Source organism: Caulobacter sp. P1_B12_2 (assembly GCF_056406675.1).
In genome coordinates, this window is record NZ_JBFTZS010000265.1 from 1 (window position 1) to 6,632 (window position 6,632).

At 69.7% G+C, this 6,632-nt stretch carries 8 protein-coding genes; 6 read left to right on the forward strand and 2 right to left on the reverse strand.

The window, feature by feature from the left end:
* Positions 1 to 1,234 (forward strand): ATP-binding protein (locus AC1DZ6_RS16160; RefSeq protein ID WP_477098173.1); only part of this gene is annotated, 1,234 nt, incomplete at its 5' end.
* A gap of 86 nt (positions 1,235 to 1,320) precedes the next feature.
* The gene (locus tag AC1DZ6_RS16165) at positions 1,321 to 1,662 is read left to right on the forward strand and encodes a VOC family protein (protein WP_477098174.1); all 342 of its coding nucleotides are present in this window, start codon (positions 1,321 to 1,323) and stop codon (positions 1,660 to 1,662) included.
* A 6-nt stretch (positions 1,663 to 1,668) separates the two neighbouring features.
* On the opposite strand, the gene AC1DZ6_RS16170 is transcribed toward AC1DZ6_RS16165, so the two are convergent.
* Complete coding sequence (locus AC1DZ6_RS16170) at positions 1,669 to 3,168, reverse strand: bifunctional aminoglycoside phosphotransferase/ATP-binding protein (RefSeq protein ID WP_477098175.1); 1,500 nt, start codon at positions 3,166 to 3,168, stop codon at positions 1,669 to 1,671.
* 143 nt (positions 3,169 to 3,311) lie between these two features.
* Here AC1DZ6_RS16170 and AC1DZ6_RS16175 point away from each other — a divergent pair, with 143 nt between their 5' ends.
* Positions 3,312 to 3,968: a TetR/AcrR family transcriptional regulator gene (locus tag AC1DZ6_RS16175; RefSeq protein ID WP_477098176.1), complete on the forward strand. Its 657-nt coding sequence runs from the start codon at positions 3,312 to 3,314 to the stop codon at positions 3,966 to 3,968.
* On the opposite strand, the gene pdxH is transcribed toward AC1DZ6_RS16175, so the two are convergent.
* Entirely contained in the window at positions 3,965 to 4,630 is a 666-nt protein-coding gene (pdxH, locus tag AC1DZ6_RS16180) for a pyridoxamine 5'-phosphate oxidase (protein ID WP_477098177.1), read from the reverse strand. The genes AC1DZ6_RS16175 and pdxH overlap by 4 nt on opposite strands.
* A gap of 129 nt (positions 4,631 to 4,759) precedes the next feature.
* Between pdxH and AC1DZ6_RS16185 the strand changes: the two genes are divergently transcribed.
* The 3 genes from AC1DZ6_RS16185 (at position 4,760) to AC1DZ6_RS16195 (ending at position 6,399) form a co-directional block, all read left to right on the forward strand.
* Positions 4,760 to 5,101, forward strand: coding sequence for a hypothetical protein (locus AC1DZ6_RS16185; RefSeq protein ID WP_477098178.1), 342 nt, complete (start codon positions 4,760 to 4,762; stop codon positions 5,099 to 5,101).
* Between the two features lie 48 nt (positions 5,102 to 5,149).
* A complete protein-coding gene (locus AC1DZ6_RS16190; protein ID WP_477098179.1) occupies positions 5,150 to 5,851 on the forward strand; it encodes a DnaJ domain-containing protein in 702 nt (233 codons plus the stop codon).
* 71 nt (positions 5,852 to 5,922) lie between these two features.
* The gene (locus AC1DZ6_RS16195) at positions 5,923 to 6,399 is read left to right on the forward strand and encodes an ester cyclase (protein WP_477098180.1); all 477 of its coding nucleotides are present in this window, start codon (positions 5,923 to 5,925) and stop codon (positions 6,397 to 6,399) included.
* Positions 6,400 to 6,632 lie beyond the last annotated feature (233 nt).

The following is a 6,632-nucleotide window of genomic DNA, read 5'->3' on the forward strand; positions in this document are numbered from 1 at the left end:
CCGCCGCCGCCTGGACGACCTGACCCGCGGCCTGCGCGAGGAGCGCGAGCGGGCCCTGGAGGCCAATCGCGCCAAGTCCACCTTCGTGGCCGTCACCAGCCATGAGCTGCGCACGCCGATGAACGGCCTGCTGGGCATGGCCTACGCCCTGGACCGCAGCAATCTGAACGAAGCCCAGCGCCGCCACGTGCGCCTGATGATCAAGTCGGGCGACAGCCTGATGCAGGTGCTGAACGACGTACTGGACCTGTCGAAGATCGAGGCCGGCAAGGTCGACCTGGACCACGTGGCCACCAACCTGCCCGAGCTGGTCCGCGTGGCCGGCGACGCCTGGCGCGACGCGGCGGCCGAGAAGGGCCTGTGGCTGCGCACGGAGATCGATCCCGACGCGCCCGACTGGATCCTGGCCGACCCCCAGCGCATTCGCCAGGTGCTGATGAACCTGATCTCCAACGGGCTGAAGTTCACGAGCCAGGGCGGGGTGACGATCCAGCTGACGGCCGCCGCGCCCAAGCCCGGGACAAGCGCCGACGGCCTGCGGGAGGTCCGGCTGCGGGTGGTCGACACCGGCATCGGCGTGGCCGCCCAGTTCCACGACCGCATCTTCGACAGCTTCACCCAGGCCGACAACGCGGTCTCGCGCAGCCATGGCGGCACGGGCCTGGGCCTGACCATCTCGCGCGCCCTGGCCCGCCAGATGGACGGCGACCTGACGCTCGAGAACGGGACCGGCGGCGCGGCCTTCGTCTTCACCCTGCGCGCCGCGCCCGTCGCCGCGCCCCCGGCGAACCTGGAGGACGACGAGGACCAGGACGACGCCACGCCCGTCCTCGACGGCCTGCGGATCCTGATGGCCGAGGACAACGCCATCAACCAGATCGTGGTGCGCACCATGCTGGAGGCGACCGGCGTGGCCCTGACCATCGTCGACGACGGCCAGGCGGCGCTGGAGGCCCTGAAGGTGGGGCCGTACGACGCGGTGCTGATGGACATCAACATGCCGGTGATGGACGGCATCACGGCCCTCGGCGCCATTCGGGCCGGCGTGGCGGGCGATCCGGCGATCCCGGTCATCGCCCTGACCGCCTCGGCCATGTCGGGCGACCGCGAGCGGTTCCTGGCCATGGGCTTCGACGACCACCTGGGCAAGCCGATCCGCCCGGCCGACCTGCTGTCGTCGATCTGCGCGGCGGTGCGGCCCAAGGGCCGCTGCCCAGAGGCGGCGCGGTCGTAGCGCCATTTTCCAGCGCGATGGCGCTTGCAAAAATAAATCGCAGCCGATCCCTTCCAGCTTCTGAACTGTCGCGTTGGGAGCCGCCATTGAAACTCGATCTGAAGCGCATCGTGATCTTTACGGCCGACGTGCCGGGCCTTGCCCGTTTCTACCAGGATGTCATCGGCCTAGCCGTGCTGGGTCGCGAGGACGGATGGGTCGAATTCGACGCTGGCGCGTGCCGCCTGGCGCTGCATCACGGGAAACCGGTCGTGGGTCAGCGCCCGCCCAAGCTGGTGTTCTTCGCCGCCGACGTCGCCGCCGCCAAGGCCATGCTGCAACGGCGCGGGGCCGCCGTGCTGGGTCCGGTCAAGTCCACGAGCACGTTCGACATGTGCGACGGCAAGGATCCGGGCGGCAATCCGTTCCAGATCTCGAGCCGAGGCTAGCCGCCCCTACCCCATCGTCTCCGCCAGGGCCCGAGCCTCGTCCTCGAAGGCGCTGACCGTGTCGACGCGGCGCCACGTGATGTCGCCGGTGTCGCGGGTCAGCTGGCTTTCCAGCACGGCGACGTCGGCGTCCGAGGCGTCGTTGACGCGGGCGGCGACGCGGGCGCGCAGCACCTCGGGTGGAGCTTCCAGCCAGACGCCCTGGAACGCCACGTCCACCGACTTGGCCAACGCCTCGGCGCGGGCCCGCTGCTCGGGCTTCAGGAACACCGCGTCGACCACCACCGAACGGCCGCCGGCCAGGGTCAGGGCGGCGTCGCGGAACAGCTCGTCATAGACCCGCTCGCTCATTTCGGGCGTGTAGGCCTCCTTGGGCAGGCGGTGCAGCGAGGGCACGCCCAGCAGACGCTTGCGGATCTCGTCGGTGCGCAGGACCACCGCCCCGGGGGCCGCGCCCAGGCCGGGCGCGCAAACCCGGGCGAAGGTCGACTTGCCCGAACCCGAGAACCCGCCGGTGGCCACCAGGCTGACCGGCTTGGGGGCCAGGTGCTCCAGGGCCGCGGCCAGATAGGCGCGCGCGGCCTCGTCGTCGTTGCTGTAGGCCCAGACGTGGGTGCGCACGGCGGCGCGGACGCTGAGCATCAGCGGCAAAGCCGCAAGGCCTGTCCAAAGTCCTTCGCCGAACGTGCGGGCGGCCTCGTCCAGATAGGCGTTCAGCACCCGGCCGGCGGCGTCGCGGCGACGGCGGAAGTCCAGGTCCATCAGCAGGAAGGCMAGGTCGTACTGGATGTCGATGTCCGACAGCGAGTCGTTGAACTCGATGCAGTCGAACAGGATCGGCTTGCTGTCCTCGACCAGAATGTTGCCCAGGTGCAGGTCGCCGTGGCAGTGGCGAGCGAAGCCCTGCCCGGCCCGTTCGTTCAGCAGCGGACCCAGGCGCTCCAGCGCCAGGTCGGTCTCGGCGATCAGCCGCTCGACGGCTTGCGCGCCTAGCCGAGGGGCCAGGCCGCGCAGCAGGTTGGCGTTCGAGGCGATGGTGTAGCCCAGGGCCCCGACCCCGCCGCCTTGCGGGCGAAGGGGCGCGCCGGCGTGGAACTGGGCGATGGTGCGGCCCAGCGACTCCTCCAGGGCGTCGTCGATGGCCCAAGGCTGCTGGGCCAGCACGCCCTGCTCGTCGAAGCGGCGCATCTCCAGCAGGTACTCGACGATCTCGCCGGACCCGTCCATCTCGACCCCGCCGTCCTCCATACGGGTCAGGCGGCGAACGGCGCGATAGATGTCCGGCGCGGCGGCGCGGTTGAAGCTCAGTTCGCGCTCCAGCGACCAGCGGCGCAGCTCCAGGGTGGAGTAGTCCAGAAAGCCGAAATTGACCGGGCGCTTGACCTTCCAGGCCGCCTCGCCGACCAGGAACACACGGGCGCAGGAGGTCTCGATCACGCGATCGGCCCGCTCGCCCATCCAGGCGGCCACTTCCTGCTCGCGAACCGTCTCCGCGTCCTTGATCACGCCCAAACCCCGTCAAACACGCCAGACTTCCGGGCGTCGGCGTCCCCATAGCGGAAAGTTCGAGCGGCGTCGCGCCCAGCGCGCTTGCTTTCGCTTGAGTTGAGAAACTATGGTCAATTTACCATGAAGAGAGTCGCAACCGCATGCTGATCGGCGCAGTCCTCAATCGTTCCGAGCGCAAGAAGGGCGAGATTCTGACCGCCGCGCGCGGGGTCTTTCTCCGAGAAGGCTATTCCGCCGCCGGCATGGAGGTGGTGGCCAGGATGGCGGGCGTTTCCACGGCGACCCTTTATGCCCACTTCCCCAGCAAGGCCAAGCTGTTCGAGATCGTCGTGCATGAGGCGGTCAAGCACATGGCCGAGCCCGTGCGCGAAAGCGTCCGGACGGAGGGCGACGCCCGCGCCCGGCTGACCAGCCTGGCCCTGGCCTATGCCACCTTGATGTCGCGCCCCTCGACCCGGGCGATGTTCCGGATGGTCGCGGGCGAGCGCCGACGCTTCGAGGCGGCGGCCGACCACGTGCTGCTCAGCGCCCGCCAGGCGCTGGGCGGCGCGGCGATCGAGATCGTCGAGGACCTGATCGAGACCGGCGAGCTCCAGGCCGACAAGCCTGCCTGGGCCGCCGGCCAGCTGCTCGGCATGCTCGACCACGCCACCCTCCTGCAGGGCCTGACCGCCGGGGACGAGACCCAGCCGATCCGCCCCCTGACGGGCATCTGCGCCGATGCGGTGGAGACGTTCCTGGCGCGATATGGCGTGAAAGCCCCTCTCCCAGCGATAAAGGGGAGAGTCTCCGTTTAAGGGAACAGCCGCTTCGTTTCCCAGCCGTCGCCAACCCGCTCGTAGACGAGGCGCTCGTGCAGGCGGAACGGGCGGTCGCGCCAGAATTCGATGACCTGGGGCGTGACGCGGTAGCCGGACCAGTGGGGCGGACGCGGCACCTTGCCGAGGCCGAACTTCAGCGCCATCTCGGCCACCCGGCGCTCCAGGGCCAGGCGGTCCGGCAGGGGCCGCGACTGGTCCGAAGCCCAGGCGCCCAGCTGGCTGTGGCGAGCCCGGCTGGCGAAATAGGCGTCAGCCTCGGCCTCGGCGACCGGTTCGACGACGCCGCGCACCCGCACCTGGCGGCGCAGCGACTTCCAGTGAAACAGCAGGGCGGCCTTGGGCTGTCCGCCCAATTCTTCGCCCTTGGCGCTTTGGGTGTTGGTGTAGAAGACGAAGCCCCGGGCGTCGACGCTCTTGAGCAGCACCATGCGCGAGTCCGGCAGGCCGTCGGCGTCGACGGTCGACAGGGCCACGGCGTTCGGATCGCTGGGCTCGCCCTTGCCCGCCTCGGCCAGCCAGTCCTCGAACAGGCGGATCGGATCGCCTTCCGGCAGTAGAGGCAGAGGCGTGGCCTGCGTCACCTGGCGGACATAGTCGTCCTCGGTCGGCGAGGCGGGGATCAGGGGCGCGTCGGTCATGGAGTGGATATAGGGCACGGCGCGCCAAAGGGCCAAGCCTGCGGGCCACGCTTGACGCGTGAGGGTCGTCGCGCGCATTTGCCGCCAACGATCGCGCGCGGCCTCCCGCGTCCATGGAACTGACCTCTGATGAAACTCGGCACGCGGGCGCGACTGGCCTGGATCCCCCTGGCGCTGTGGTGCGCGGCCGGCCTGTGGATCGGCTATGGCGAGGCCGTCAAATGGAAGGGCGACGACGTCCAGGACTGGATCATCCTGGCGGCCGGCGGCCTGTTCCTGTTCGCGTGCGGAGCCTGGAACCTCTGGCGTCTGCGCGGCAAGGCGGCCGAACAGGCGCGGGTCGAGGGACCGGACGTCGACGTGCCGATCACCTGGCACCGCAAGAGCGGCTCGTGGGCGGTCATCGTCTTCGTGGCGGGCGTCTTCGGCGTGTTCGGCCTGGTCTGGCTGCTGAGCGGCCAAATCCGTTAAAGTCTTAACTTAACGCCCCGTTGACCAAACGGCGGCAGGGTCGGCGGCATGACCGCCGGCGCATCTTCCGTTTTGAGCCTCCAGGCCGCCCGCGCCATTCTGGGCGTCGCGCCCGGCGCCGACGAGCGCGAGCTTCGGGCCGCCTATCGCGAAGCCGCCAAGCGCGCCCATCCCGATCGTCCCGGCGGCGACGCAGCCCTGTTCCGCGACGTGCTGGCCGCCTATCGCCTGCTGCAGGACGCCCCGGTCCGCCAGATCCACTTCCCGCCCGCCGTGACCCAGCCGGCCCGGGTCGAGCAGGCGAGCCTGCGCATCGACGCCGCCCTGGCCTTCGCTGGCGGTACGCTCGAGCTGGCCCTCGACGCCCGAAAGCTGCGCCTGACCTTGCCGGCCGGCCTGCGCGAAGGCGACAAGGTGCGCGTCGAGAACGTGACCTTCAGCGTCGCGCTCAACCCCGATCCCGACGCCCTGGTGCGCGGCGGCGACCTGTGGCTGACCGCCAAGCTGGACGCCCGCGCCCTGGCCGAAGGGGGACGGATCGAGGTCGCCACAGCCCTGGGTCCGCGTCTGGTCTGGATCTCGACCAAGGCCGCCGCCCGCGGCCTGGTGCGCCTGCCCGGCCAAGGCCTGCCCGCCCGCGGCCCCCACCGGGCCGGCGACCTGTTCCTGCGCCTGGAAGCCCTGGGCGACAGCGCCGAAAGCGCCGCGCGGTCGCAGCTGAAACGCTTCGCGGCAGCCTGGGCGGCTTAGAGGCTTCCCAACCCCCGACCTGACGGTTCTACTGTCTTCGACGCCGCCGAAGAGCGACGGGAGGATCGATCATGACCCAGGAAGCCCTGCGCGCCCGGCGCGAGACCATCGTGCGCGAACACATGGCCGACGAGATCGACCAAGCCTGGGACAAGGTGCTGGCCACCTTCCCCCACCCTCACTACGAGATCATCGCCACCGGCGCGGTCCATGACGGCCGCCCCGACGTCGAGCGCTACTACAAAAGCTCGCGCCAGGCCTTTCCCGACCAGCGCAACACCCTGCTGTCGCTGCGCCACGTCGACGACGGGATCGTGGTCGAGTTCATCCTCGAGGGCACGCAATTGGGACCGCTGGGTCCCCTTCCGCCAACCGGTCGCCCCTTCAGTTGCCAGATGGCCGCCTTCTTCCTGTTCGAAGGCGAAATCCTGGTCTGCGAACGGATCTATTCCGACACGCTGAGCATCGTGCGGCAGTTGCTCGGCGATCTCACGGCGATGGAGGCGCTGGGGGCGTTGGTCGGCGCCGCGAAGGCTCCAGCCGGATAGCGCGACCAATTCGATAGATCGCGCGCGACAAAAACTTCACCACGCCCCTTGTCGTTAAGTCGTGCACGATTAAATCGTCAACTATCAAATGACTCCAAGGAGCACCCCAATGTCCACCCTCTATCAAACGCGCGCCACGGCCACCGGCGGCCGCGAAGGCAAGGCCCGCAGCGACGACGGCCTGCTGGACGTGAGCCTGGCCCTGCCCAAGGCGCTGGGCGGCAACGGCCAGG